A 23,598-nucleotide genomic window follows, 5' to 3' on the forward strand; every position below is an offset into this window, starting at 1 on the left:
GACAGCGCCCCAATTCTTCGGCAACGCTGCCAGTCTGCGCGGTGGACCGCCATATCACATACTAATTTTCACCGGGAAAAACATGCAAGTTGCGAAAGCATCGAGCAACTGGGTAAGCTGCACGGGTAGCCGAGTAACCTCAAGCTGCTGAGGTTATTAGGCCCGGGGCTCGCGCACACAGCTCGGCGACGTTAGCTGTGACTTTCTCAATCTCATATGGTTTCTCCCATCGCTGCACGTGCCGGAAGCGGTGAGGAATGCTCTCTTCGCCATAGCCGGTCGTAAAGATGAACGGCTTTCCCATGCGCATGCATTCGTCCGCTATGGGATAGGCGGAATGTCCACGCAGATTGATGTCGATTACGGCTACATCAAAGCCGTCGAGTTCGACAGACATCGCGTCGGAGAACTCGGTAATCGGTCCGATCACATGGACGCCGAGCAGTCGAAGAGCCTTTGCTAGATCATCTCCAAGGAGGTACTCGTCCTCAATGATCAGAACGCGGCAGGGCTCGCTGTGGTGGGTCATCGGTTCCACCTCTCGTTCTCCCTGCTACGTCAAAGCGCGAAGCAACGAAAGCGTTCCTTGACCTGGTTCCAAGTTCCTCGATCTACATCCCCTGCAGCTTCGTCACAAATACGTTCAGCGAGCCGCCGGCTTCTGCGATGATGCGGAGCGTCTTGGAATCGAAGGCGATGTCGGAGAGCGTCAGGCTGTCGATGTTGGCCTCGACGCGCAGGCCATCCTCGGTCTTCTGATAGTCGGCGATCGCGGCCGCGATCTTGTCGCGCGCATTGGCGGCGATCGGCTTCAGGTCGAGCGTCGCCTTCTGCATCAGCGCCTGCTGGAGCTGCGGCACCACCGCGCGCGCCGCGGCCCCGAGCAGCCCGAACGCGGCCTCGGATTCCACCGCGAGTTGGATGTCGGCGAGCCGCAGCGTCTGCTGCGCCTGGTCGAGCATCGGCCGCCCCCAGATGTGCACGGTTGCTTCGGCGCCGAGGCCGAACCAGCTCTTCTTCTCCTTGGCGCGCACCAGGAGCGAGATCAGCAGCCGATCGCCTGAGGGGATCACGTTGACGTTTCTGACGGTGACGTCGACCGGACCCGAGCCGTCTTCCGGATAGGTATGGCCGACCATTTGGGCTTCGATGAGCTTGTTGATCTCGGTGAAGGGCACGTCGATGGGCACGCCGATGTTCACGCCCGTGCCGGTCGGCGGCACGATCGAGATCTTGTCGGGGAACGGGCATTCGGGCTTGGTCTGGGTCGTGGTGACGCGGGTCTCGGCCTCGATGCCGAGCAGCAGCGTCACGGCCTGCGCATCGACGCGCGGCTGTGCCGCGATCGCGCGGATCGGCTTCATCTCCAGCCAGAGCGGCGGCAATGCGGCCGAAGATCCCGAACCTTGCAGCGACATCGAGCGGCAGGCCTTGATCCACTGCGCTTTCGCATTCTCGCGCAGGCTCGGATCGTTGCGGATGCGTTCAGCGACCACATTGAGCTGATCGCCGACGGTCTTGTCGATCAGCGGTTTGACCTGCGCCGGCACGTTGACCTTGGCGCCGGCGATCGAGAGGTTGGTGTCGCCGAGATTGACCTGCGCGCCGAGATTGGGCTCGAGGTGCCAGTTGGCGGCGAGCTTCGGGCGCGAGGTGACGACCACGTTGCCATTGATCTCGGCGCTGGCATTCAGGTTCTTGATGTTGACGGCGCCGATCTGCTTGGCGGCGTTGTTGCCGAGCACGCTACCGAGCGCCTCGCCGAGCGCGCCGGTCGCTTTCGAGGACAGCGATCCCGTGACGTTGAGCTTGCCGGTGAGAGGTGTCGACAGCGTCAGCACGTCCTTGTCGCCGCTCGCGGCAATCGGCCCGCGCGAGGCGGTCCAGCCGATCTCGCCGTTCTGCAGGATCTGCGAGATCGGATTGTCGGCCTTGCCGGTGAGATTGCGCACCGTGCTCTTGTCGGCGGCTTCGCGGATCGCGGACAGCGCGATCGCAACCGGCGCCACCACGATCGAGCTTTTCGAGACCGGTGGCAGCGGCGGCAACTGCGCGACTGCGGGCGCGGTCTCTGCGCCGCGCGGCGACAGCCAGTCCATGGCCTTCAGGCTCACGAAAAACGACACCGCGATCACCGCGATCGCGATCAGGATAGTCTTCAAGTTCAACGTCAGACGCATCGATCCCCCGAACCGGCCCCGATCGGAGAGTCTATAGGGCAGGTGAGGGGTGCGCTAGAGCGCAGCGATGGGGTGGAATTGGGGCGGCGCGCCGCGCGCGGATATGTGATGGATCAAGGATAACCCGAGCCGGGCGTCTCCACCTCGACGACATCGATCCGCGCCGACGATTTCCCTTGTCTCAGCTCCTCCGGCGATGTCGCCGCGCTGATGCAGAACAGCGTTCTGCGGCCAGCGTCGCCGAGCGCGCATGCAATGCCGCGGCGTCCGGGAACGTTGATGCGCTGCCGCTCGCGTCCATCGCGATCGATGCGGATGAGGGCGTCTTCACCTGCACGCGCAACCGCATGGGTGCCAATGCCGCGCGCGTCCGGGAACAGCACCACGCCAGGGCGGTGGCTGGCGGCGGAGTCATCGGCGACGAGAGTGCCCTGAAGCTCGGAGCTGCGATCGCGATATCCAAGAACAGTCTTTTTCATGTTGACGTCCTTCGCCGGGCGAGCTGACCATACAGGTTGCACCAAGGCAACGTTTGTTCGTACATGGATCGACGTACGAACACATCAAGGGAAACGCCATGGCGAGCACCGTCTTCGATTCGGCCCTGTTCCGCGACATGTTTGGCACCGCGGAGATGCGCGCGGTGTTTTCGGACGAGGCTCTGGTCGGTCGCTATCTGGAAACCGAGGCTGCGCTCGCCCGCGCGCAAGGCCGCGCCGGCGTCGTGCCGAAGGAGGCCGCGGCTGCGATCGATGCCGCCTCCCGCGGCATCAAGCTCGACTTCGACAAGCTCCGCCACGAGACCGAGATCGTCGGCTATCCGATCCTGCCGCTGGTCCATCAGCTCTCCGAGGCCGCCGGCGATGCCGGACGTTACGTCCATTGGGGCGCGACCACCCAGGACATCATGGACACCGCCAACGTGCTCCAGATCCGCGCGGCGCTCGACATCGTTGCGCGCGACCTGAACGAGCTGCGCACGATCCTCGCCGACCTCGCGCGCAAGCATCGCGATACGCCGATGGCTGGCCGCACCCATCTCCAGCAGGCCCTGCCGGTGACCTTCGGCTACAAGGCCGCGATCTGGCTGTCCTCGATCGACCGCCACATCGAGCGCGTCGACCAGGCGCGGCCGCGCATCCTGCTCGGCGAGTTCTCGGGCGCTGCTGGCACGCTTGCCTCGGTTGGCGATGGCGGCCTCGAGATGCAGCGTCTCTTTTGTGAAGAGCTGGGCCTCAACCAGCCGCCCATCACCTGGCACGTGGCGCGCGACGGCATCGCTGAAGCGGTGACGCTGCTCGGTCTCATCACCGGGACGCTCGGCAAGATCGCCACCGACGTGATGTTGATGTGTGCGACCGAGTTCGGCGAGCTCTCCGAGCCTTTCGTGCATGGCCGCGGCGCTTCCTCCACCATGCCGCAGAAGCGCAACCCGATCTCCAGCGAGCTGATGCTCGCCGCCGCCAAGGCCGTTCGGCAGCACGTCGCGACCATGCTCGACGGCATGATCCACGATTTCGAGCGCGCGACAGGTCCCTGGCATCTCGAATGGGTATCGCTGCCGGAGAGTTTTCTGCTCACGGCGTCCTCGCTTGCCAACGCGAAATTCATGCTGGCTGGCCTCGTCGTGCATGAAGACCGCATGCGCGAAAATCTCGGCCTGACGCACGGCCTCATCGTCGCCGAAGCCGTGATGATGGCCGCGGCGCCAGAACTCGGCCGGCAACACGCGCATGACGTCGTCTACGATGCCTGCCGCAAGGCGATCGAAGGCGGCGGCGATCTCGCCGACATCCTGTCCGGCGTTCCCGCGATCGTGGCCGCGCTCGGCGGCGTCGATGCCATCCGGCGGCACTGCGACCCTGCGAACTATCTCGGCCTATCCGGCCAGATGGTCGACCGCGTGCTCGGCCTTTCGCCTAAAGCGCGATGAGATCAGGATGAATCGTCATCGCGCTTTAGGTTGTTGTTTGCGCATGATCTCCGCGCAAACGCGTTCCGCGTTTGTCGCGAGGGAAGGCCGCTTCGCACTTTTCCGGATCATGCTTTAAGGCAGGGTGACCCGCGGATTCCGTCCTCATCCTGAGGAGCTCGCCGAAGGCGAACGTCTCGAAGGATGGGGGACTGGCGCTCCGCCAGCTCTTGGAGCTCGGCAAGATCACCGCGCATGAATGCTTCCTTCTTGGCTCGGCTCCATTTTTTGAGCTTCCGTTCGCATTCGATCGCGTCGGTTATCCGATCGAACCACTGCTAGAAGACGAGCGTCACGGGCCTGCGCGAGGACGTGTATCCGCCGAACGTGCCGGCATTGTGTTGCGCGGATCCTGAGCTCAAGCTCGGTTCGCGTCGTTCCAATGTAGTAGCTACCATCGGCACATTTGAGAATGTAGAGATACGCACCCTCTGTCATCGTGCCCGCCCCATCCTTCGAGACGACCGCTTCGCGGTCTCCTCAGAGGCTGTGAATCTTTTTGACTGCTCGCAAGCGGTATAGCCGAAAGCTGGTGCTGTGTGATTCTCTTGCGGTGATGGATTCGCAGGAGGGATGATGGCCGCTGATGAATTGTTTGGGGATCTGCCGGAGCAGGCAAAGCCGCAAGCCGGTGCGGCGCCGCTCGCAGCGCCGCGACTTCGTGAGCCCCAACGCGATCAAATCGAGTTGCGAGCAGTGGATATCGAGAGCCTGATCGGGGAAGACCATCCGGTGCGCCTGATCTGGTCCTATGTCGAGGAACTCGACCTGAGTGAGCTGGAGAACCGGATCAAAGCGCGGGGCGATCGGCCCGGTCACCCCGCGACATCGCCGCGGCTTTTGCTGGCGCTGTGGCTCTATGCCACCAGCGAGGGCGTCGGCAGCGCGCGCGCGTTGGAGCGGCTTTGCGAGAGCCATGACGCCTATCGTTGGCTGTGTGGCGGGGTGTCGGTGAACCATCACACGCTGGCGGACTTCCGGGTCGGTTGCGCCGACCTGCTCGACCGGCTGCTTTGCGAGCATTTGGCGGTGCTGGCGAAGGTCGGCCTCGTCAATCTGGAAACGCTGGCGCAGGACGGTGTTCGGGTCCGGGCCAGCGCCGGGGCCGCTTCGTTCCGGCGGGAGGCGACGCTCGATCGGCACCTGGCCTTGGCTGAGGCGGTGGTGGAAGACCTCAAACGCGAGGTTGACGCTCGTTCGGATGCTAGCAATCAGCGCATGAAGGCCGCCAAGGAGCGCGCCGCGCGTGAGCGCAGAGCGCGCGTCAAAGCGGCGCAGACGGCGCTCGCCGAAATCAAGCAGCAGCGCAAGGAGCGCGAAGAAAAGCGCGGCAACGGCAAGAAGCCGAAAGAGCCGCGGGCCTCCACGACGGACGCCGACGCACGGGTCATGAAGATGGCCGACGGCGGCTTCCGCCCCGCCTACAACGTGCAGGTGACGAGTGCCGCCGGCCAGCCGATCGTCGTTGACATCAAGGTCTGCAACACCGGGTCCGACCGCGGCCTGATGCGGCCCATGCTGGAGCGGCAGCGCGCGCGTCCTGGCGGGTTGCCCAAGGACCATCTCGTCGATGGCGGCTTTGGCAGTGCCGAGGACATCGAGTGGGCGCACGCCGAGGGCATCGATATCTTTTGCCCGCCCACTCAATCCAAGCACGGCACCGATCCCCATCTACCGCGACGCGGCGACGGCCCGGGGGTGTTGGCCTGGCGTGCGCGCATGGCGAGCGAAGAGGGCAAGGCCCGATACAAGCCCCGGTCGATTTGCGAGTGCATACATGCCCGCTGGCGCAACTGGGACCTGCGCCAATTGACCGTGCGCGGCCTCGAAAAGGTCCGCGCCGTCGTGCTCTGGTACGCCCTCGCCAACAACATCCTGCAAGGCAACCGCCTCGCTAGCGCATAGAGGAGCGTTCATCGACATCCCCCAACCTCGCCACAGCCGCCCAGCCCACGCGTTGCCACGACGAGGAACTGCCACATCCTTCGATGACCACGCAAAACGAGAAAGATTGGCAAGCTCTCAGGATGAGGCTAACTAGCATCTGTGCACTTGTACAAGCACTGCGTGTGCTCTGCGGCCCCGGATTTCGCCCTCATCCTGAGGAGCCCGCCGAAGGCGGGCGTCTCGAAGGATGGCCATATTCTCCGGCGCTAAGCGGGAACGGCCCCGGTGGGTTGCTGGGCCGTTTGCGTTACAATGTCGCGTTGCTTACCGCGTTGCGCTGCCGAGGTCGGCACGGCGGTCGGTCATCGGAAGCACGACGACCTTGGTGCCGACGTTGACGCGGGAGTAGAGGTCGGTGACGTCCTCATTGGTCAGGCGGATGCAGCCGGAGGAGACGTGCTTACCGATCGTCTCGGGGGCGTTGGTGCCGTGGATGCGGTAGACGGTGCCGCCAAGATACATGGCGCGGGCCCCTAACGGGTTGCCGGGGCCGCCGGCCATGTGGCGCGGCAGGTACGGCTGGCGGGCAATCATCTCCGGCGGCGGGGTCCAGTCCGGCCACTCGGCCTTCTTGCTCACCGATTGGACACCGGACCAGGTGAAGCCGTCGCGGCCGACGCCGATGCCGTAGCGCACGGCCTGGCCGTTACCGAGCACATAGTAGAGATACGTGTTCGGCGTATCGATGATGATGGTCCCCGGCGCCTCGCGCGTCGCGTAAGCGACGACCTGGCGCCGGAAGCGGGCGGGCATCTCGACGCTGTCCTGATCCTCCGACGGTGCGGTCTGGTAGGACGGCGCCGGCTGGTAGGGCTGATAGGGTTGCAGGGGCTGCGGCGCGACGAAGCCGGGCGGCGGCGCAAAGAAGGGGAAGAGCTGCACGGGCGCGGCATGCGCCGGACCGGCAAATGCGATCGCGGCGATCGCAACTGCGCCGCAGCCAACGGCGCGCGAATACGTCCTGAACGTGTCCAGATTGAACATTTATCGCCCCTGTTTGATCGGTGTTTTTGACCGCTACCGGTGCTCCGTTGCCTAAACTCGTAACGGCGAAAAGTTTCGAGACGTTTGCGCGGGCGAGCCAAAACGGTTTCGTCGCGGCAAGGATTGTTTCATGACAGTTTCGTGGCTTCCACGAGCCTCAAGGCGAACAAAACACTCTGTCGACAGTTCTGTGACGTCACACGCCTGAAATATCCATGGTTGATGGTCGAAAGCCGAGAATCATCAAACTCTCGGGATTTTCCCATGCGGGTATTAATTGCGACTGACGCCTGGCATCCGCAGGTTAACGGTGTGGTGCGGACGCTGACCTCGCTTGCCGCCGCCGCCAAGGCGCTCGACGTCGAGGTCGAATTCCTGACGCCGGACGGCTTTCCATCGTTGCCGCTGCCGACCTACCCGGGCCTGCGCATCGCGCTGCCAAGCGGACGCGAGATCGCCCGGCGGATCGAAGCGGCGGCTCCGGAAGCGCTGCACATCGCGACAGAAGGTCCGATCGGCTGGGCGGCGCGCGCCTACTGCCGCCGTCGCGGGCTCGCCTTCACCACCTCCTACACCACGCGCTTTCCGGAATATGTCTCGGTGCGATCAGGCATTCCGGCGAGCGTCGGCTACGCCGTGCTGCGGCACTTCCACGATGCCGCCGCCATGACGATGGTGGCGACGCCGTCGCTGCGACAGGAGCTCTCCGAGCGCGGCTTCAAGCGGCTCGGCTTCTGGACCCGCGGCGTCGACACCACGCTGTTTCATCCCGACGATCCTGCCAAGCTCGACCTGCCGCGGCCGATCTTCATGGCGATGGGCCGCGTGGCCGTGGAGAAGAATCTCGACGCGTTCCTCTCGCTCGATCTGCCCGGCACGAAGGTCGTGGTCGGCGATGGGCCGCAGAAGCCGCAGCTGATGCGCAAATATCCCGATGCGGTCTTCCTCGGCGAGAAAAAGGGCGCCGACCTCACCTCGCATCTCGCGGCCGCCGACGTCTTCGTGTTCCCGAGCCTCACCGACACCTTTGGCGTGGTGCAACTCGAGGCGCTGGCCTGTGGCACGCCAGTCGCTGCGTTTCCGGTGACGGGTCCGAAGGACGTCATCGCCGACCATCCGATCGGCGCGATCGACGACGATTTGCGCGCCGCGTGCCTGCGCGCGCTCTCCATGTCGCGCGAGACCTGCCGCAACTTCGCTCTGGCGCGCTCCTGGGAAAACAGCGCGCGTCAGTTCGTCGGAAACCTCACCTCACTCCAGCCCAGCCGCATCCTGCGTCCGACGCCCGTCATGGCGCGGCGGCCGGTGCGCGGCTGACCATGAACATTCTGAACCAAACGGGACTTTGCTAATGGCCAAGATCATGAAGTTTGAAGAGTCGCAGCAGCTCGACCTCGACCGCGGCACGGTCGAGCAGGCCTATGACCGGTGGGCGCCGGTCTATGACCTCGTGTTCGGCGGCGTGTTCGCCAAGGGCCGGCAGGCCGCGATATCAGCGACCAACAAGCTCGGCGGCCGCGTGCTCGAGGTCGGCGTCGGTACCGGCATCTCGCTGCCGATGTATGCGCCGAACGTGCGTATCTTCGGCACCGACATTTCGGAGGCGATGCTCGACAAGGCGCGCCGCCGCGTCAGCGAGCTCAAGTTGAAGAACGTCGAGGGCCTCGCGGTGATGGACGCCGAGAAGCTCGAATTTCCCGACGATTCCTTCGACGTCGTGATGGCGCAATATGTCGTCACCGCCGTGCCCAATCCGGAAGTCGCGCTGGACGAGTTCGCGCGCGTGCTGCGTCCCGGCGGCGAATTGATCATCCTGACCCGCGTCAGTGCGGACGACGGTATGCGCCGCTTCATCGAGCAGAAGCTCCAGCCGGTGGTACGTCACCTCGGCTTCCGCACCGCCGAGTTCGCCTGGTCGCGCTACGCCAAGTGGCTCGCGAGTGCGCATGGCATGGAGCTCGCCGAGCGCCGCCTGATTCCGCCGCTCGGCCATTTCTCGCTGGTCCGCTTCCGTAAAGTTCAGGTCGCCAAGGCGGCCTGAATGTGTGTTGTTGCCCCTCATGGTGAGGAGGCGCGTCAGCGCCGTCTCGAACCATTGAGGCCCGGCTGTCGCCAGGCGGGCCTCGCCCCTCGAGACGCTTGCTTCGCAAGCTCCTCGGGGTGAGGGGATAGAGTAACCGTGCGTCACCGCGTCGCGCACATCGTCATATGACAAATTGATGATGTCACACGCCCTACATCGAATCCCTGTATCTCCTGACCCGAAGCCTCTTGGGGGAAAGAATGATCAAAGAGTTTCTTGAGCAGCTGCGCATCCAGCGCTGGGACGACCACCGCTACTATCACCACAGCCGCATCAATCAGAGCCTGCACTTCGTCAGCGCGCTGAGCTTCCTGCTCGCCTATGTCTGGCTGTTCATCGACCCCGTGGTCTCGGGACTGGTCGGCTGGCTGGTCTCGATGACCTCGCGCCAGGCCGGTCACTTCTTCTTCGAGCCGAAGGGCTACGACCACATCAACCAGGCGACCCACGAGCACAAGGAAGAGATCAAGGTCGGCTACAACCTTCAGCGCAAGGTCGTGCTGATGACGATCTGGGCGCTGTCGCCGCTGGTGCTGGTCCTCGATCCGACGCTGTTCGGCCTGTTCAAGCCGTTCGCGAGCGCAACCGATTTCATGCGGCAGGTCGCAAAGATCTGGCTCGCGGTCGGCGCCGGTGGCTTGTTGTTCCGCACCGTGCACCTGTTCTTCATCCGCGACATCGAGACCGGCCTCGTCTGGATGACCAAGATCCTGACAGACCCGTTCCACGACCTGATGCTCTACCGCAAGGCGCCGCTCGCGCTCATGCGCGGCGAGCTGATGGACCCGGGCTTGCATCTGATTCCCGAGCACACGCTGGGCTTCATCCCCGAGCACACGCTCGAAGAGCAGCACGCCTGAGCGCGCAGCTCTCGCCCAATACTCCGATGTCCAAAGGTTACGTCATGCCCGGGCTCGTCCCGGGCATCCACGTGTTGAGTGCTTCTTTGCCTCTCCCCGCGTGCGGGGAGAGGCCGGATCGCATCGCAGATGCGATCCGGGTGAGGGGGAGTCTCCGCGGGTCTCTCTCCTACCGTCCCCGTGGAGACTCCCCCTCACCCCAACCCTCTCCCCGCAAGCGGGGAGAGGGGGAGGAGAGGCCGCGTCCCGGGAGGATTATGATGGAAGGTGAAGCCTCAGCGCCCGAAGCGCCTGGCCAGCATCTCTTTCAGGATCCGCCGCTTGATGCGCTTGTTGGTGAGGCCGGCATCGTGCCACCAGAAGCCGTCGGCCTTCATCTTCTCCGCGGCGTGGACGAAGCGTTCGGCGACCTCGGTGAAATCGGCATCGGTGTAATTGAGGCTGAAGATCAGCCGTCCGGTGCCGACCCAGCTCAAGGCGAGGCCCTCGGCGCGCAGGTAGTATTGCAGCATCCAATTGTAGCGCGACGGCTGTGTGTACGTCACCGTCCAGATCGAGGACAGGTTGGCAACCCGCACCGGCAGATCGGCATCGGTCAGCATCTGGTTGAGCTTTTGCGCGCGGCCGTTCCAGGTCGCATCCAACCCGTCATAGATTGCACGGAAGTTGGGGCTCGACAGCCGGCTCAGGAACTCGTCCATCGCCGTCATGACGTAGGGATGCGAGTTGAAGGTGCCGCGGGCGAAGCAGACGTCGGCGGGACGATCGTCGCGGAAGCGGCGCATCAGGTCCTTGCGGCCGCAGACCACGCCGACGGGGAGGCCGCCGGCGAGGCTCTTGCCGTAGGTCACCATGTCGGCGCGGACGCCAAAATATTCCTGGGCGCCGCCGGCGGCGAGACGGAAGCCGACGAAGACCTCGTCGAAGATCAGGACGATGCCGCGTTCGGTGCAGACCTCGCGCAGCTTCTTCAGCCAGTCGGTGTAAGCGTCGCGGTCGAAATTGCCGCCGCGCGAGCTATCGACCAGCGAGGAATCGCCCGGCGCGTTCGCGTTCGGATGCAGCGCCTGGAGCGGATTGACCAGCACGCAGGCGATGTCGCGTCGCGTGCGCAGCACGTGCAGCGTCTTCTCCGACATCTCGGCGAGCGTGTAGGTCTCGTGCGCGGCAGTCGGGTTGCCGACGCCGGGCTGCACGTCGCCCCACCAGCCGTGATAGGCGCCGGCGAACCGCACCAGATGCGTACGCTTGGTGTGGTAGCGCGCGAGGCGCACCGCCTGCATCACGGCTTCGGTGCCGGACATGTGGAAGGAGACTTCGTCGAGGCCCGAGATCCGGCAGAGCCGCGCCACGTTCTCGGCGATCACGGGATGGTAGGGACCAAGCACAGGACCGAGCGCATGGGCGCGCTTTTCGCCTTCCCCGATGCACTCCTTGTAGAAGTCGTTGCCAAAGATGTTGACGCCGTAGGATCCCGTGAGGTCGTAGGAGACGTTGCCGTCGAGATCGGTGACGGTGACGCCACTGGACGACTGCATGAAGCTCGAGGTGCCCAGGTTCTCGCGCACCAGGCGCGAGAACTGGAACGGCACCCGGTAGCTTTCGGTGAATTGCAGGTCGGAGATTCTCTCTGCCGCCTCCTTGGTCAGCGCGCGCCCCTTGGCGTAGCGCTGGGCGTAGAGGTCAGCGAGACGGAAGAAGCCGTCATGACGCTGCGCCGCGACGTTGGCGGGCGCGCCGTCACAGGCGAAATAGTCGTCGCCCTCGAACTCGTAGAACGGGATCAGCCGCGCCACCCGGCGCGACATCTTGGAGTGCCCGGAGAGCGAGCGGTGCTTTGCGCGGGACAGCTCGATCCGCGCCTTCAGCTTCGGGAAGGCGGCGGCAGCGGACGCTGCGGCGGCCACGGACAATGAGAGAATCGGGAGTGTCGTTTCCATGACAACAAGCGCTAACCGGACCTGCTGACAGATTCATGACAGTCAAAGCCCTCATCGCCTCTTTCACCCAGCAGGAAGACCTCAATTTCCTGCTGACAAACCGCATCCCCCGCGCGGCACTGACTCGCTTCATGGGCTGGTTCTCCAAGATCGAGAACCCGCTGGTGCGGGACGGCTCGATCGCGCTGTGGAAGCTGTTCTCCGACCTCGATCTGTCGGAGGCGCGCAAGACCCATTTCAGGAGCCTGCACGACTGCTTCACGCGGGAGCTCAAGCCGGGCCTGCGACCTTACGATCCGGATCCCGCGATCGTCGCCAGTCCCTCGGACGGCATCGTCGGTGCGCACGGCAAGATCGCCGACACCGAGCTGTTCCAGGTCAAGGGCGCGCCCTATTCGCTGCTCGATCTCCTCGGCGATCCCGCGCTGGTCGAGCAGCATCGCAACGGCTCTTTCGTCACGCTGCGGCTGACCTCGAGCATGTATCACCGCTTCCATGCGCCTTATGACGCGCATGTCGAACGCGTCACACTGATCCATGGCGACGTCTGGAACGTCAACCCGATCGCGCTGAAGCGGGTCGAGCGCCTGTTCTGCAAGAACGAGCGCGCGGTGATCCGTACGCATTTGTCGACCGGCGAGGCGGTGACGCTGGTGCCGGTGGCGGCCATCCTGGTTGCGAGCATCCGGCTGCACTTCCTCGACATGGTGCTGAATGCGCAGACCAGGGGGCCGGTCAACTTCCCCTGCGACGTCAACGTGACGAAAGGCGAGGAGCTCGGCTGGTTCGAACACGGCTCGACCATCATCATCCTCGCGCCCGGCGATTTCGCGTTCTGCGACGGGATCGCCGAGGGCGCGCGCATCCGCGCGGGGCAGGCGCTATTGCGCCGGAAGTAGTCTTCATTCCGCCGTGTCGGCGACCTATATCGTCCGCGGGGACGATTCTTTCGACACGGCGGGTAACGAGTTATGGCGCGGGCGCCGGTTCTGGCGGCAGGGGGAATTGTGCTGCGGCGTGACGCGCCGCTGATCGCCGTGGTGCGCCAGCGCAAGCGCAATGAATGGGTGCTGCCCAAGGGCAAGCTCGACGATGGCGAGACGCCGCGGGAGGCCGCGCATCGCGAGGTGCTGGAGGAGACCGGCCACGACGTCGCCATCCACGAATTTCTGGGCACGCTCGCCTATCCATCCGGCGGCCGTTCCAAGGTCGTGCATTTCTGGCGCATGGAAGCGGACGGCGACCCGGTCCGCAAGCTGATGAACGACATCAAGGCGGTCGACTGGCTGCCGCTCGAGGATGCGGTCGCGCGGCTGTCGCGCGAATATGAGCGCGCGTTCCTGATGCAGGTCGGCCCGATCGCTCTCGCCGCCGCCGGCGTCGAGCCGACTGGAGTGGAAGCCATGCCGCCCCTTGCCATGGACGACGTCGACGCCGCGATGCAGACGCTGACGCCTGCGGAGGCGGCCTCGGTCGAGGAGCTGCGCCACGGCCTGCTGCAGAAAGTGAAAGCCTGGCTCCGCGGCGAGGCGTGAGCTCTCCTCACCTCGCCCCGCTTGCGGGGAGAGGTTGGATTGCATTGAAGATGCAATCCGGGCGAGGGGAGTCTCCGCGAGACTGTCTCTCATGAAGCAGCCCTTACCCCAGCCCTCTCAGCGCGAGCGAAGCTCGTCGCGGCCCCGCAATAACGGGGCGAGGGAGTGCAGCGCCCCTTGCAGCGGCACCTCACTCTACCTCCGCTCCTTTTTCTCCTTCGGAGCAGGCACTGGCTTGCGCGGAGCGGGTCGCGTCGCGCCCGGCAGCAGCTGCTGCAGTCCGGGTTGCCGCTGCAAACCGCCTTGCTGTGGCTGGACGGCGGGCGGGGTGGGTTGACTCTGCTGGCCGCGGCGTGGTGACTGCGGCGCGGGCGTTGCGCCTTGCTGTGGCATCGTGCCTGGCTGCGACGACGGAGCCTGTCCGCTGCGCGGTGCTGGCGGATGAGTCGCGCCGCCGGGCGATGTCTGTCCGGCGCGCGGCGCGCCCTGTTGCTGGCCTTGCCCGGGGCGCGGCGTGCCCGGCTGCACGGTGCCGCCTTGTCCTTGGCGCTGCGGTTGCTGCGTGCCTGGTTGCTGCGTGCCTGGTTGCTGCGTGCCTGGGCGGTTCGGCGCACCTGGTTGCTGCTGCTGCCCCGGACGATTGTTCTGTCCGGGCTGACCATTCGGCCGCTGCGGCTGTTGGCCGGGCTGACCATTCGGCCGCGGCTGTTGCTGCTGCGGTTGAGCCGGCTGGACCGGCCGCGGAATGCGCGGGGGCGCGGTCGGATTGGCCCTGCGGAATTCGCGCTGCTCGGTGACGATCTGCCGGCCGGTGGTCTGCGCCTGATGCACCTGGCTCACGAAGACGCGGTCGCGCGCGATCTGCTGCGGCGCGATCGTGATCGGCACCGCGGCAAAGCGCGCCCCGCCGGTGCCGGGTCGGATCGCAAAGCCGCTTGCGCCTTGCGTCAGCGCGCCGAGCCGCGCGCCGCTGGTGCGGTCGTTGACCTCGATGTGGCCGACCCTGCCGTCGGCGTCGGGATAGAGCTTGATGTTGACGTTGTTGGCGGCGGCCGCCGCCGTCGCATTTGCCGGCACGTCGATGACGCCGGTGGTACCGCGGATGCCGAGCGTCGCTGTCGGAGTCGTGATCTTCATGTCGCCGGTCTTGGCCACCGCCGCGGCGACGAACACAACCGTGCCCTTGCCGACGTCGAAGATCGCGGAGTTCTGCTTGCTGCCGTCCTCGTAGACGTAGTTGTCGATCATAAGAACAAGAAGGCTTGCCAGCGGGCGCGGTGAGTAACCGCGTCGTCGTGTCAGCCCACGCGCTTCCAGGTCTGGCCGCCGCAGAACAGGCCGCCGAAGGCGCAGCCCTGCACGCGCAGCAGGTTCGGGCCCTTCATCGCGATCCTGGAGTCGTAGTTGCGCCCGGAGTCGGGATCGTGGATGCGGCCGCTCCACTGGGCGCCATCGGGCCTCATGTTGATCAGGATCTTCTCGTTGGTCTTCTCGGCATAGCCGCAGAGATTGGCGCCGCATTGTTCGACGCGCACATTGCCCTTGTTCTCCTCGGTCGCCCACAGGCCGAGCGGCGTGGTCGGAGCCGCGGCGGGCGCAGCCGCGACAGGCGCCGGCGCGGTCGCGACCGGTGCGGCAACGGGTGCCGGCGGTGCAACGGGCGCCACCTGTGGCGCGATGTTGGCATCGATGGCCGCGGTGGTGGTCGGTGAGGCAACTGTCGTGGACGGCGCAGTCACGACGGGCGCGGCAGGCGTGGTCGCCTGGACCTGGGGCTGCGGCGCCGGTTGTTGTGCAGCGTTTGCCGGCGGCGCGGTGGTCGTCGTGCTCGGCGTGACGTCGTCATCGTCCTTGGAGCCAAAACCGTTGAGGTTGACGTTGTTCAGCCTGATCGGCTTGTTCGACAGCCCGGGCGCCACGATGGTGACGCAGTCCAGCGACGCGCAATTCCGCGGGGCCTGGATATGGATGCGCTGCCCTTCGATCTCGAAGGAGATCGCGTTGCCGGCATGGGCAACGGCAGTCGAAGCGAGCAAGAGCGCGGTAGCGGCGGCAGAAAGCCTGGTCATGGCAGCCTCCCAAATGCAGCGTGGAAACGGTGTGGACGGATGGTCGGTCGTCCGTCGAATGTGGTTCGACCCTACGCGCAGCTCCGCCGTGGCTTCCGTGACGGAAGTCACAGGCGTCGGCGCTGTCGGGGGGCGGCCACGACGAATTGCAAATGGATGGTGAACGCGCAGTTGGGCGAGCCGCAGAACGGCACGGTGAACCTCGCGGGAGTGCATGCGCTGCATGCTGTCGGCTGGCGCCTCGGCCACACCATTCGTCGGAAGAACGAACGCTTATCCCGATCCCGACAATCCCGGCATGATGTGCCGCGATTTCAAGATCGGCGGCATCACGGGATCGGAGTGCTCGAACTACGACTGAACTTGACGGCAAGGCCGCGCGACGAATCCACCGGCCGGGCCGCATCGGTGTGGCGGAATGCTCCATGAAGTCTCAAAGCACGCCGCGCCTGGCTCGGCGCGCCATGACCCACGCGCTCGAAATCGCGCGAGTCCCGCCAGCCGTCGTCGATGTCTGGAAACTAGATCACACCAAGAACGATAGCGCCGACAAAAGCCATTGCGAGGTACGCGGTAACAACGCTCAGTCTGCCGACGAACGTCATAGGGCTGCTCCCTCTGTTTGCGCGTCTTTGCGCGCAACTGACAAAGTTAACAGCGAATCTGTCAGCGAAAAAGTCAGCCTTGCTGTCGCTCGGCCGCCGCGCCCGCCACCGCGGGTCGCCCGCATGGTTAAAGAAACGTAAAATCAACGCGTTGAAGAGTCCTTAAATAAATTCACCGAACCTGCGTGCATGACGCGCGGAGTTCGTTTGTATCTCGTCGGCTCCATCGTCCTTGTTTCGCTAGCGGGTTGCGGACGCGGCTTCTTCCAGGCCGAGCGCGAACCGTGGCGGGCCGAGGCTGAAGCCGCCTGCCTGAAATCCGGCGCGGTGAAAGAGAGCGCCGAGATCGTTCGCATCGATCCGATCTCAGGCCCCGGCGCCTGCGGCGCCGAATTTCCGCTGAAGGTAGCCGCCATCGGCGAAGCCTCCAGCAGCTTTGGCTTTGCCGATGAGGAGCTGCGCCCGCCGGCGAGCATCGGCAACCAGCCGCGCTGGCCGGGAACCCAGCCGGGCTATCCGCAAGGCCAGAGCTATCCGAACCAAGCCTATCCGAACGCTTCGAGCTATCCGCAGCACCAAAGCCAGCCGTCCGGCTATGGCGCGGCCTCAGGCCCGATCTCGCTCAGCGCGCCCGGCGTCGCACCGCCGCAGGAGGACGAGATCGACCTGCCGCCAGAGGGCACCGATGCGGCGGGAGCGGCGCGCTACATGAACGCGCCGAGTTATCCAGCAAGGCCAAATTCCTCCTCGCAATCGCAGCCATCTTATTCACAGCGCCCCGAGCAGCAGCCCTTGCCGCGGCTTGGTCCTGCGCAGGGCAGTTCCGTCGGCTCCGTGGGCCCGGTCGCGGTGAAGCCGACCGCGACGCTGGCCTGCCCGATCGTCTCCGAGCTCGACCGCTGGTTCGCCGACACGGTACAACCCTCGGCGATGCGCTGGTTCGGCCAGCGCGTGGTCGAGATCAAGCAGATCTCCGCCTATTCCTGCCGCGGCATGAACGGCAATCCGCACGCCCATATTTCCGAGCACGCCTTCGGCAATGCGCTCGACATCGCCGCCTTCACGCTCGCAGATGGCCGCCGCATCTCGGTGAAGGACGGCTGGCGCGGGCTGCCGGAGGAGCAGGGTTTTCTGCGCGATGTGCAGTCAGGCGCCTGTGCGCATTTCACCACGGTGCTCGCGCCTGGCTCCAACGTCTATCACTACGATCATATCCACGTCGATTTGATGCGCCGCGCCAGCCGCCGCCTTATCTGCCAGCCGGCCGCGGTCTCCGGCGACGAGGTCGCCGCTCGCGCGCAGCAGCGCAATCCTTACGCCAACTCCCGCGACCCGTACGTGACCGGCTCGCTCGGTCGCAAGAGCAAGCGCGCGAAAGTCAACGAGGAAGACGAGTTCGAGGACGAGTAGGTGGCATGGTGGGCGGACGATGGTTCCGTCAGTTTGGCGCGCCGCGACCGATTTCGTACTGCGTGTCTGTCCCGCCGACATGAGCCGGATCAGTCTCGTCGGCGACATCGCAATCCGCTTGTGGACCTTCAGCACTCGCACCGGCGATCAGGAGCTGTTTGCGCATTTCAGCGAGGCGGGCGCGGCAATATTCGCGGTAGAGCAGATCGAATATGGCGGGCATGATCACCCCCGTCGTTTGACTATCACTGGCTGAAGATATTCCCACCACGAATTGACCGGTTGACCGACCCGTTGGACAGCTGCGCCGATATGGCGCGTTCACAGGCTGCGCCAATTCCAAACCTCCAAGGAGCGATCAGTTGATTTGTCGGTGCAAAGGAGCAGAGCCGACGATCCCTAAGATAACAGCTCTCTGTTTCAGGACGACTTCGTTGGACAACTCAGGAGAGCACCGCGCGACTGAAAAATCCAACTACAGCGCGAAATGACTCATCTCCGACTGCATGAGTCATTGGATGCAATCCGACATGCGGCAAATGCACCGAATCAATTTGCGGCACGTTGAAGCTCGCACCACACGGTGCGCGCGATCAACCAGCAGCGCATGAGGTGATGCTGAGCGTCCTCAGATTGAAAATGCAGTTCAGTTGCAGGGTGTCGGCTACTTCATAGTCTCCGTCGAGCCGACCATTTAAGCTTTGGACAGAACCGCTCGGGAGGCAACGATGACACCCGATTGGCTTACCGTCCCTGCGACGATCGTCTGCATTTTTATGCTGACCATTATCGTCTTGATTGCCGTTGGCGCTTGGTAGGCGGGCAGATCAAGATTGTTTTCAATCCGCTCGGGAGACAACAATGAACACGCCCGAATGCTATACCGTGGCGGTCGCTTGCGCCTCGTGCCTGACCATTGTCGTCTTGATCGCGGTCGGGGCCTGGTAAGCGGTGGACGCGCGCGGCACCCGTCCATCCGGACGGGTCGATGAGTTCGGCAACAGCCCCACGAGCCTGCACACCTCGGATCAGAACGCGTCGATCATCGGAAAACGGGGCTCGCCGGTGACGCAGTCCCAATGGTATATCGCCAAGCCGACGTCGCCGGTCCAAAGCGAATAGCGTCCGCGGTCAACGACGACCTTGGCGCCGCGATATTGGACAATGGCCGTCATGGCGAATTGGCGTGCGCGGTCGAGCCAGACCGGGATCGTTTGTGCGCCGGTAAAGCTTGAGGAATGCGTAGCCGTTGCCGCCGGTGCCGTGGCACAGGTTTGAACCCTTGGTCAGCGGTCCGGCGGCCCAGGTGAAGCGGCCGCCATCCAAGAGAAGCTCGTCAAAGTCAGAGGTCGCGAACGGCGCGTCAGCAAAGGGTCGTCACCATGCCCGGTGCGCCGTGGCAGTGCTGACACAAGGTCGGCGGCGTCTCGCGCTTGCTTTTCGCACCCCAGGTTGTTCCTACTTCGGAGCGCCACGCATTCGCCGCCAGACTTGCGGACAGCCAACTCGCTCCAGGAGTCGCGCACAAGCGCGCGATGGCGACCGAGGCTGATCATGATCTGGGTTTTGCGGCATGCGTTGATGGCGGTGGGACCAGCCCCATGCAGCGCTGCACCTCGCCCGGCACGTTGTAGTCGCGCATGACGGGGCGGCTGTCGCGCACGCCGCACGCTTCCCGCTGCACCACGAACATCCAGAGCGCGTGGCCGGCCTCCATCACCAGGGCGCGTCGTGCTTGCCGAATTGATGTTGGCGCGTCCGAGGCCGGATGGGTGGTGTCGAAGTCGCGCAGCTTCGCGAGCGCTTGTTCCAGCGCGCGTCCCATTCGTCCGAATGCAGAGGCCTGCTCCTGGACGATCTCATAGTTGAGAACGTCGACCGGTGTGCGGTGAAGGCGAAGATCGCGGGACATGGCTTATGTATAGCGTCACGGGGGCCACACGTGCAACGAGGCGGCTCTGACCCGCTCCGTCATTCCGCGGAGATAGTCTGGATTGCTTTACATCAAGGGCGGGTCGGCCCTCGGCCGGTGCTCAACTCGCAATGACGTGGTTGGAGATGCCCTGCGCTACGGCGCGCGCCGCCGCCTCACTTCCCCCGGTAGGCCGCCAGAAACATCCGCGTCGCGCTGTCGACCACCTCGGTCATGCGCTCTTCCGATGGCGCCGGCGCGGCCTGGAAGACGAAGGGCAGGAACAGCGAGGCCTTGCACAATTCCATGAACTGGGAGGCGGCAAGATCGCAGTCGTCGATCGCAAGATCACCGGAGGCAACATGAGCCTTCAGATAATCCGCGAGCCGGTTGATGGTCTTGTCCAGAACGCGCCCATAGTAGCGGCGGCCGACATCGGGCATGCGCTCGGCGATCGCCATCACGGTGCGGATCGCCGATCCCCCGCCGGGTCGGCAGAGCAAATGGATGTAAGCCTGGCCGAACTCCTTCAGCGTGGTCTCGGCATCGCGCGCGGGGTCGAAGTTGAACACAACCTGGCCGTGCTGGAGCGCCTCCTGCTCGAGAATGGCTTCGAACAGCGCGCATTTGTCGGCGAAGTAGACGTAGAGCGTGCCCTTGGAGACGGCGGCCGCGCGCGCGATCTCGCCCATGCTGGCGCCGTCGAAGCCGAGGTCCATGAACACCTTGCGGGCGCCATCGAGGATCTGGCGACGCTTGGAGCTGTCGTCTTCCGAGACGATGGCGACGCTGTCGTGAACGGCTTCAACCATTGATTCAGGGTTTCCCGGGGTTTTTGGCGCCGGAAACCCAAAGAAAGGATTGGTGTCGCTAGGGTCCCAGCGGGGAATAATCTATATTGACCGAACGGTTCGGTCAATGATATTCGTGGTTTTGGCGAAGGAGAGGGGCCGCGTCGCGGCCCGCCCGATCGCGTGTTTTGTGGGGAGGCCTTTATGGCCGTATCGAGAGACCAGGCCGCGCGCGTCCTTCGCCAGGATTCCCTGGACCAAGCGCCGGCTCAGGGCGAAGCCGCGAGCGACAATCCGGCGGCACTGGCTGAGCAGTTGCGGACCGTCGCCGAAGAGGGCAAGCGCCGCACGGCCGAAACACCGGAGAAGCCGGCAATCGAGAAGCCCGCCCCAGGCACGCCGGCAAGTGTCGCGCCAGCAGCAGCATTCGCCCAGCCGAAATCCGGCAGGCGCAAATTCGTCCTGATGGGCGTCGGCCTTCTGCTTGCGCTCGCGGCTGCGAGCTATGCCGGCTACTACACGCTGATCGGCCGTTTCTACGTCTCGACCGACGACGCCTATGTGCGCGCCAACAACACCATGCTGGGAGCACGCGTTGCCGGCCACATCTCGTCGATCCTGCCCGGCGACAACACGCTGGTGCATGCCGGCGACGTTGTCTTCCGCATCGACGACGGCGACTACAAGATCGCAGTCGACGCCGCCGCGACCAAGATCGCGACCCAGCAGGCCACCATCGATCGCATCGGCCGCCAGGTCGCAGCCCTCGACAGCCAGGTCGCGCAGGCCAAGGCGCAGCTCGTCTCCGCCGAAGCGGCCCTCAAGCGCGCCGATCTCGACTATGAGCGCCAGCAGGCGCTGAGCAGCAAGGGCTTTGCCTCGCGCGCCACGTTCGAAACCTCGGAAGCCGGACGCGACCAGGGCGCTGCCGCGGTCAAGGCCGCGCAGGCCGCCTACGACGTCGCAGTCAGCAATGTCGACGTTGCCAAGGCACAGCAGGCCGAGGCGCAGGCGCAGCTTGCGGAGTTGAAGACCACGCTTGCGAAAGCCGAGCGCGACCTCAACTTCACCGCGGTGCGCGCACCGGTCGACGGCACCTTCTCCAACCGCCTCGTCAACACCGGCGACTTCGTCGCGGTCGGCCAGCGGCTCGGCAACATCGTGCCGCTCGACAAGGTCTATATCGACGCCAATTTCAAGGAAACCCAGCTCAAGCGCATCCGTCCCGGCCAGCCGGTGACGATCAAGGTCGATGCCTACGGCTTCCGCAAGTTCTCCGGCATAGTCGACAGCATCTCGCCGGCCGCCGGCTCGGTGTTCACCTTGCTGCCGCCCGACAATGCCACCGGCAATTTCACCAAGATCGTGCAGCGCCTGCCGGTCCGTATCCGCGTGCCGAAATCGGTCGCAAGGCAGAACCTGCTCCGCGCCGGCATGTCGGTCTACGCAACGGTGGACACCAACAAGGGCGCGGCCGACGCCGACAGCGAAGTCGATCTCGACGATCCCACGATGATCCATCCGCAGTAGGTCGCGGTGATATGAGACTCGATGCACTCTTGCCCCAAGCGCAGGTGCGCTCCCTCCCCCGCCTGTGGGGGAGGGTTGGGGAGAGGGTGCCTCCGCAACGGGACAATCTCCAAGCGGAGAGAGCCCTCACCCGGCGCTTCGCGCCGACCTCTCCCGCAAGCGGGAGAGGTGAACCGGGCCAGAGCTGACACCATGGCGAACGCCACGACTGCCAATCCCGCCATGATGGCGAACCCTGCTTCGGAGCGCATCGAGCCGAAGCGGCTGTTCGCTTTCATCATCATGGTGTTCGGGATGTTCATGTCGATCCTGGACATCCAGATCGTCTCGGCCTCGCTGTCCGAGATCCAGGCAGGCCTGTCGGCGAGCCAGAGCGAAGTCTCCTGGGTGCAGACCGCCTATCTGATCGCCGAAGTGATCGCGATCCCGCTGTCGGGATTCTTGTCGCGCGCGCTTGGCACGAGGCTGCTGTTTGCGATCTCGGCGGCCGGCTTCACGCTCTCGAGCCTGCTCTGCGGCTTCGCCTCCTCGATCGAGGAGATGATTTTATGGCGCGCGCTCCAGGGATTTTTGGGCGCCGGCATGATCCCGACGGTGTTCGCCTCCGCCTACACCGTGTTTCCGCGCACGAAGTTCCACATCGTCGGCCCCATCATCGGTCTCGTCGCGACGCTGGCGCCGACCGTGGGTCCGACCGTCGGCGGCTACATCACCGACATCATGTCCTGGCACTGGTTGTTTTTCATCAACGTCGTGCCCGGCATCGGCATCACGCTGGGCGTACTGGCGCTGGTCGATTTCGACCAGCCGCATCTCGAGTTGCTGGATCGCTTCGACTGGTGGGGGCTGCTCTTCATGGCCGGCTTCCTCGGCTCGCTGGAATATGTGCTCGAGGAAGGACCGCAATATGAGTGGCTCCAGGATACGTCCGTCGCCATCTTCGCCTGGGTCTGCGCCATCTCGGCGATCGCCTTCTTCTGGCGCGTGTTCACCGCCGCTGAACCGATCGTCAACCTGCGCACATTCAGCAACCGCAATTTTGCGGTCGGCTGCGTGCTCCAGTTCTGCATCGGCATCGGGCTCTACGGCCTGACCTATATCTATCCGCGCTATCTCGCCGAAGTGCGCGGCTACAGCGCGCTGATGATCGGCGAGACCATGTTCGTTTCGGGCGCCACCATGTTCATGGTCGCGCCGCTGGTCGGCCGTTTGATGCTGAAGTTCGACATGCGCTTCATGATCGCGTTCGGGCTGATCGTGTTCGCGATCGGCTCCTACCAGATGACCTGGATCACCCGCGACTTCGATTTCTACGAGCTGCTGCTGCCGCAGATCCTGCGCGGCATCGGCATGATGTTCGCGATGGTGCCGACCAACAACATCGCGCTCGGCACGCTGCCCCCGGACCGGGTCAAGAACGCCTCCGGCCTGTTCAACCTGATGCGCAATCTCGGCGGCGCCGTCGGCCTCGCCGTGATCAACACCGTGCTCAACAATCGCACCGATCTGCACATTACGCGTCTGCAGGAGCGCGTGACCTGGGGCAACGCGACGGCGACCGAAACGCTCAACACCTTCATGCAGAAGTTCCAGGGCCTGGGCGATGCCACGCTGATGGCGATGAAGCAGCTCACCCAGATCGTGCACCGCCAGGCCGTCGTGATGGGCTATGGCGACGCCTTCTTCATGCTGACGCTGTTCTATCTCGGCCTGAGCCTCCTGGTGACGCTGCTGAACAAGCCAGCGTCCCTCGCGGGCGGCGGTGACGCGCATTAGCCAA

At 64.6% G+C, this 23,598-nt stretch carries 23 protein-coding genes and 1 pseudogene; 12 read left to right on the forward strand and 12 right to left on the reverse strand.

The genetic code is table 11. The annotated features are described in order from the left end of the window. Nucleotides 1-139: 139 nt before the first annotated feature. The 3 genes from QA640_RS11795 to QA640_RS11805 all read right to left on the reverse strand — a co-directional run bounded on the left by QA640_RS11795 (nt 140) and on the right by QA640_RS11805 (nt 2,659). Entirely contained in the window at nt 140-529 is a 390-nt protein-coding gene (locus QA640_RS11795) for a response regulator (protein ID WP_283042772.1), read from the reverse strand. A gap of 82 nt (nt 530-611) precedes the next feature. After that, nucleotides 612-2,180 carry a DUF4403 family protein gene (locus tag QA640_RS11800; RefSeq protein WP_283040797.1) on the reverse strand — a complete coding sequence of 523 codons (1,569 nt, stop codon included), beginning with the start codon at nt 2,178-2,180 and terminating at the stop codon, nt 612-614. A gap of 113 nt (nt 2,181-2,293) precedes the next feature. Beyond that, nucleotides 2,294-2,659, reverse strand: coding sequence for a hypothetical protein (locus tag QA640_RS11805; RefSeq protein WP_283040798.1), 366 nt, complete (start codon nt 2,657-2,659; stop codon nt 2,294-2,296). 98 nt (nt 2,660-2,757) lie between these two features. Between QA640_RS11805 and pcaB the strand changes: the two genes are divergently transcribed. Next, the gene (gene pcaB / locus QA640_RS11810) at nt 2,758-4,113 is read left to right on the forward strand and encodes a 3-carboxy-cis,cis-muconate cycloisomerase (protein WP_283040799.1); all 1,356 of its coding nucleotides are present in this window, start codon (nt 2,758-2,760) and stop codon (nt 4,111-4,113) included. Nucleotides 4,114-4,725: 612 nt separating this feature from the next. Continuing rightward, nucleotides 4,726-6,057, forward strand: a complete 1,332-nt coding sequence (locus QA640_RS11820) for an IS1182 family transposase (protein WP_283035864.1) — start codon at nt 4,726-4,728, stop codon at nt 6,055-6,057. 306 nt (nt 6,058-6,363) lie between these two features. On the opposite strand, the gene QA640_RS11825 is transcribed toward QA640_RS11820, so the two are convergent. After that, nucleotides 6,364-7,083: a L,D-transpeptidase gene (locus QA640_RS11825; protein ID WP_283040800.1), complete on the reverse strand. Its 720-nt coding sequence runs from the start codon at nt 7,081-7,083 to the stop codon at nt 6,364-6,366. A 264-nt stretch (nt 7,084-7,347) separates the two neighbouring features. Between QA640_RS11825 and QA640_RS11830 the strand changes: the two genes are divergently transcribed. The 3 genes from QA640_RS11830 (at nt 7,348) to QA640_RS11840 (ending at nt 10,026) form a co-directional block, all read left to right on the forward strand. Then, a complete protein-coding gene (locus QA640_RS11830) occupies nt 7,348-8,400 on the forward strand; it encodes a glycosyltransferase family 1 protein (RefSeq protein WP_283040801.1) in 1,053 nt (350 codons plus the stop codon). 34 nt (nt 8,401-8,434) lie between these two features. After that, nucleotides 8,435-9,124 (forward strand): methyltransferase domain-containing protein, encoded by a 690-nt coding sequence (locus QA640_RS11835; protein ID WP_283040802.1) that lies wholly within the window; start codon nt 8,435-8,437, stop codon nt 9,122-9,124. Nucleotides 9,125-9,366: 242 nt separating this feature from the next. Next, nucleotides 9,367-10,026 (forward strand): hypothetical protein, encoded by a 660-nt coding sequence (locus QA640_RS11840; protein ID WP_283040803.1) that lies wholly within the window; start codon nt 9,367-9,369, stop codon nt 10,024-10,026. A gap of 275 nt (nt 10,027-10,301) precedes the next feature. Here QA640_RS11840 and QA640_RS11845 read toward each other — a convergent pair whose 3' ends face one another. Beyond that, the gene (locus QA640_RS11845; protein ID WP_283040804.1) at nt 10,302-11,966 is read right to left on the reverse strand and encodes an aminotransferase class III-fold pyridoxal phosphate-dependent enzyme; all 1,665 of its coding nucleotides are present in this window, start codon (nt 11,964-11,966) and stop codon (nt 10,302-10,304) included. A 35-nt stretch (nt 11,967-12,001) separates the two neighbouring features. Here QA640_RS11845 and asd point away from each other — a divergent pair, with 35 nt between their 5' ends. Then, the gene (gene asd, locus QA640_RS11850; RefSeq protein WP_283040805.1) at nt 12,002-12,865 is read left to right on the forward strand and encodes an archaetidylserine decarboxylase; all 864 of its coding nucleotides are present in this window, start codon (nt 12,002-12,004) and stop codon (nt 12,863-12,865) included. A 72-nt stretch (nt 12,866-12,937) separates the two neighbouring features. Beyond that, a complete protein-coding gene (locus tag QA640_RS11855) occupies nt 12,938-13,501 on the forward strand; it encodes an NUDIX hydrolase (protein ID WP_283040806.1) in 564 nt (187 codons plus the stop codon). A 195-nt stretch (nt 13,502-13,696) separates the two neighbouring features. Here QA640_RS11855 and QA640_RS11860 read toward each other — a convergent pair. Both QA640_RS11860 and QA640_RS11865 read right to left on the reverse strand, forming a co-directional pair. Next, a pseudogene (locus tag QA640_RS11860) lies at nt 13,697-14,746 on the reverse strand (iron dicitrate transport regulator FecR); the annotation flags it as partial. 53 nt (nt 14,747-14,799) lie between these two features. Then, nucleotides 14,800-15,570, reverse strand: coding sequence for a DUF2147 domain-containing protein (locus tag QA640_RS11865; protein WP_283040807.1), 771 nt, complete (start codon nt 15,568-15,570; stop codon nt 14,800-14,802). Between the two features lie 223 nt (nt 15,571-15,793). Between QA640_RS11865 and QA640_RS11870 the strand changes: the two genes are divergently transcribed. The 3 genes from QA640_RS11870 (at nt 15,794) to QA640_RS11880 (ending at nt 17,585) form a co-directional block, all read left to right on the forward strand. Then, nucleotides 15,794-15,931, forward strand: a complete 138-nt coding sequence (locus QA640_RS11870) for a hypothetical protein (protein ID WP_283040808.1) — start codon at nt 15,794-15,796, stop codon at nt 15,929-15,931. Nucleotides 15,932-15,995: 64 nt separating this feature from the next. Further along, the gene (locus QA640_RS11875) at nt 15,996-16,316 is read left to right on the forward strand and encodes a hypothetical protein (protein WP_283040809.1); all 321 of its coding nucleotides are present in this window, start codon (nt 15,996-15,998) and stop codon (nt 16,314-16,316) included. Between the two features lie 48 nt (nt 16,317-16,364). Beyond that, a complete protein-coding gene (locus QA640_RS11880; protein WP_283040810.1) occupies nt 16,365-17,585 on the forward strand; it encodes an extensin family protein in 1,221 nt (406 codons plus the stop codon). 28 nt (nt 17,586-17,613) lie between these two features. Here QA640_RS11880 and QA640_RS11885 read toward each other — a convergent pair whose 3' ends face one another. The 5 genes from QA640_RS11885 to QA640_RS11905 form a co-directional block, all read right to left on the reverse strand. After that, nucleotides 17,614-17,808: a hypothetical protein gene (locus QA640_RS11885; protein ID WP_283040811.1), complete on the reverse strand. Its 195-nt coding sequence runs from the start codon at nt 17,806-17,808 to the stop codon at nt 17,614-17,616. Nucleotides 17,809-18,613: 805 nt separating this feature from the next. Beyond that, nucleotides 18,614-18,760, reverse strand: a complete 147-nt coding sequence (locus tag QA640_RS11890) for a hypothetical protein (RefSeq protein ID WP_283043151.1) — start codon at nt 18,758-18,760, stop codon at nt 18,614-18,616. Next, on the reverse strand, nt 18,717-18,911 hold the full coding sequence (locus QA640_RS11895; RefSeq protein ID WP_283040812.1) for a lanthionine synthetase LanC family protein: 195 nt from the start codon (nt 18,909-18,911) through the stop codon (nt 18,717-18,719). Before QA640_RS11895 ends, QA640_RS11890 begins: the two co-directional genes overlap by 44 nt. A gap of 226 nt (nt 18,912-19,137) precedes the next feature. Then, nucleotides 19,138-19,497 carry a DUF6665 family protein gene (locus tag QA640_RS11900; protein ID WP_283040813.1) on the reverse strand — a complete coding sequence of 120 codons (360 nt, stop codon included), beginning with the start codon at nt 19,495-19,497 and terminating at the stop codon, nt 19,138-19,140. Between the two features lie 176 nt (nt 19,498-19,673). After that, nucleotides 19,674-20,309 (reverse strand): TetR/AcrR family transcriptional regulator, encoded by a 636-nt coding sequence (locus QA640_RS11905; RefSeq protein WP_283040814.1) that lies wholly within the window; start codon nt 20,307-20,309, stop codon nt 19,674-19,676. A 183-nt stretch (nt 20,310-20,492) separates the two neighbouring features. On the opposite strand from QA640_RS11905, the gene QA640_RS11910 reads away from it, so the two are divergent. Together QA640_RS11910 and QA640_RS11915 are read left to right on the forward strand one after the other, a co-directional pair. Continuing rightward, nucleotides 20,493-21,818 carry an HlyD family secretion protein gene (locus QA640_RS11910; RefSeq protein ID WP_283040815.1) on the forward strand — a complete coding sequence of 442 codons (1,326 nt, stop codon included), beginning with the start codon at nt 20,493-20,495 and terminating at the stop codon, nt 21,816-21,818. A gap of 192 nt (nt 21,819-22,010) precedes the next feature. Then, nucleotides 22,011-23,594, forward strand: coding sequence for a DHA2 family efflux MFS transporter permease subunit (locus QA640_RS11915; protein WP_283040816.1), 1,584 nt, complete (start codon nt 22,011-22,013; stop codon nt 23,592-23,594). The last annotated feature ends 4 nt before the right edge of the window (nt 23,595-23,598 follow it).

Origin of the sequence: Bradyrhizobium sp. CB82, assembly GCF_029714405.1 — a bacterium.
Lineage (GTDB): Bacteria > Pseudomonadota > Alphaproteobacteria > Rhizobiales > Xanthobacteraceae > Bradyrhizobium.